The organism is bacterium, assembly GCA_040755795.1.
GTDB lineage: Bacteria > UBA9089 > CG2-30-40-21 > CG2-30-40-21 > SBAY01 > JBFLXS01.
Genome location: JBFLXS010000447.1, coordinates 1 through 3045 on the forward strand (window position 1 = coordinate 1; position 3045 = coordinate 3045).

Below are 3045 nucleotides of genomic sequence, written 5' to 3' on the forward strand. Positions count from 1 at the left end.
AGAGATTTGTTCTGTAACATCTCCCTGCCCTTCGTGCTCTTTGTGGTGAATAGTTACGAAACTTTTTTCTTCAATTATTGAAAAGTCTAAATGAATTTCCATCGTTGTAATATAAACTTTGGAATTTAGTGTTTGGAATTTGGAATTTATTTGGAATTTGGTGCTTGGAATTTGGAATTTCTATCTAATCTGTCCACTAAAAGATGTGGGTAATGATTAGGCCAAGGGAGCACATCAATTGAGTAGCGACAGAGCACTAGTGTGGTGTTGAGTAAGTTTTGCACGGCGTATCATCAGATTTCATAACCTGCAAACGGATAATTGGTAACTGGTAACTGGTTAAATAGTTTCGTCCTGAGATCAGCCAAACGGTATTTAATTACCAGTTACCAATCACCAGTTACCAGAATAAATTCCATGCGTTATTTGTTCAACACGACACTATGACATTATTTCAGGAGGTAATTTTATGGCTAAAGTTATTGCTGTTGCGGGTAAAGGCGGTGTCGGAAAGACGACTATTGCCGGCTTTATAGTCAGATTTCTTAAAGAGCAAAATTGTGCCCCTATTCTGGCTGTTGATGCCGACCCATCAATGAATTTGAATATTACTCTTGGCGTAGATGTTCATCGCACCATTGGTGAAATCCGAGAAGAAGCACGACCAGAAATAGGAAAAAGACCTGCTTATATGAGTCTGGCAGAGTATTTTGAACTTGAAGTCAATCTGGCTCTGGTGGAAAGTAATTCCTTTGATTTGCTGACAATAGGCCGCCCTGAGGGAAAAGGATGTTATTGTTCCGCAAACAGTAATTTAAGAGATATGCTGAAAAAAATTACCTCAAATTATAAATATGTTGTCATTGACAATGAAGCCGGGATGGAACATATCAGCAGACAAACAGATGATAAGGTAGATGTGATGTTGATTATCTCAGACTCATCCCCAAAAGGATTAATCGCCGCAGTTAGAACAAATGAATTGATTAGAAAACTTGAAAACGAGGTTAAGCATACATTCTTTATCATTAATCGAGAGGCAAAAGACCTTCCGTCTAACTTCATTAAAGAGATTGAAAATCATAAACTCCCATTTGCCGGCAGTATTCATTTTGACCCTTCTCTTTCTGAATATGAAATTGTTGGGAAATCAATCTTTGACCTACCAGATGATTCCATCCTCTATCGGGACATAAAAGATATTCTTCAAAGAATAAATGAAGTCTGTCACTTCTGGTAATGAATGCCTTATGATACCAAAATAGCGGGAGGTGGTAGTTCTCCCGCTATTTTTATTTAGCCCAGATTATTGTCTTAATAAACAGAAAATGGTTCGATATCTTCACAAACAATATCGCCGGTGATATAATGTAAGAATCTCCCGCCAAATTCATAGTTACCATGAGGTTCACTACCATTGAGGGTATAATTTAATAATGGTGTTTCAAAATTAGCATTTGCACCAATTGTGACCCCTGGCAGGTTAAGTATAGATATTAACGAATTATCTGGAAACTTAATCCATACCTTTGCATCAAGGACATCAGCTGTATCATCGTTAGTCACATGGGCGTTAGCAGTTAAGATATTTCCTGTGGTAAAGGTCGCACCGTTTAGAATAATATCCAGTGATAGTGTTTGAGGTGGTTGTGTGCCTGACATAAGGATTGTGCTGTTGCCAATCGAAGACTCTCCATATTTTATTCTAAACCAACCATTTTCACCCCAGTTTGTTCCCCAACTATTCTTGCATATCCAATATCCTTCTATGTTGTTGTAACCAACAAAAGCAATCTGGTGGTATCCTTCAAGCACTCCATATGTGTATTCATAAACTCCACCATCATAGAAAAAGAAATCAGTATATACTGCCATTGTCGTGGATAAAGGTGTTTGAAATAATGCCCCGCGGATGCTATCCACATTATTTGTCACCCAATTCCATTGACTAATTTGTGTAACCCTATCTTCCCAATCAGGACAGGTATTTGCACAGGGATAATCATTACCATTACCTGAAATATAGGGATAACACGCCTCATCAGGAGTTCCGTAGTCCCTCAGATAATTTGCCGCCGATGAGGGATACCATCCGTAATCACATAACCCACCACCACACGAAAACAAGTGTTGTTCTGAAAGGTCAATAGATAGAAGCGGGTTATTTGCTTCGATACGCGCTAAAGGCTCTAAAGCACCAATCGCCCCAAAGGCAACACAACTTCCACACGCCGCCTGATTGCGAATAGGAGTCGTCCAGTCATATCCATTTGCACTTCGCCAGTCCCAAGTATCGGGTAAAACCTTTGTAGATTTTACCGTGATTGATGGTTTGGTTTGAGGAACAATTATTGCCCCGCATAACCTTTTTCTTGCCTCTTTAGAGAGTTTGGAAACATCTGTTTCTCCTGCTGTCCAACTTGTTCCTTTTGACTTAATTGCCTTTTTTATTGCCGATAACTCTGCATTCTGTCCAAAGACTAACTGACCGGACAGCATTAATCCTATAACTATACTTGTTATTAACTTTAAATTCATCTGTCAACCTCCTTATCTTTGGTAATTGGTAAATGGTAATTAGTTACCAATTACTTGCTTTTAAGTTCGTGAAGCCCTATTTAGTGATTAACTAAATGGCTGGAATTTATAAAAATCTTTTTCCACCTCCTTTCTCCACCTGATTTTCAGCCTTTTATAAAAAGATAACATATAAAATAGAATTTGTCAAGAGTTTTTTTATAAATCTAAACTTTTGCGTTTTTTGATAATTACTTGATAATTAAAGTATTATCTATTTCCTTCCGATATTAATTTATAGAAGGGAGGGAAATAGATATGTTGATACTCGATGTTCAAGTTTTTTAGTTTTAGAGGCATAAAGTCCTTATTTTTATTTTAGCTCAAGTGAGACAATATGTTGTTCTCCCTTTCAAGAAAGGGGTTGATTCCAAATGTCCCCACTCTCGATTGACCATATGTTTCTTAGAAGCAGTTAATTGAAACATTTCCTTTACCCTCTCAATTAAATCTTTCAACACCTCTTGC

General features: G+C 37.5%; 2 protein-coding genes. One reads left to right on the forward strand and one right to left on the reverse strand.

From position 1 onward, the window contains the following. Positions 1 to 469: 469 nt before the first annotated feature. Positions 470 to 1240, forward strand: a complete 771-nt coding sequence (locus AB1414_18135) for an AAA family ATPase (protein ID MEW6609334.1) — start codon at positions 470 to 472, stop codon at positions 1238 to 1240. 74 nt (positions 1241 to 1314) lie between these two features. Here AB1414_18135 and AB1414_18140 read toward each other — a convergent pair whose 3' ends face one another. Then, on the reverse strand, positions 1315 to 2538 hold the full coding sequence (locus AB1414_18140) for a C1 family peptidase (GenBank protein MEW6609335.1): 1224 nt from the start codon (positions 2536 to 2538) through the stop codon (positions 1315 to 1317). Between the last annotated feature and the right edge of the window lie 507 nt (positions 2539 to 3045).

Excerpts from the sequence above, each read along its gene's own strand:
- AB1414_18135 (MEW6609334.1), top strand. The coding sequence starts at position 470 with ATGGCTAAAGTTATTGCTGTTGCGGGTAAAGGCGGTGTCGGAAAGACG.
- AB1414_18140 (MEW6609335.1), bottom strand. The coding sequence starts at position 2,538 with ATGAATTTAAAGTTAATAACAAGTATAGTTATAGGATTAATGCTGTCC.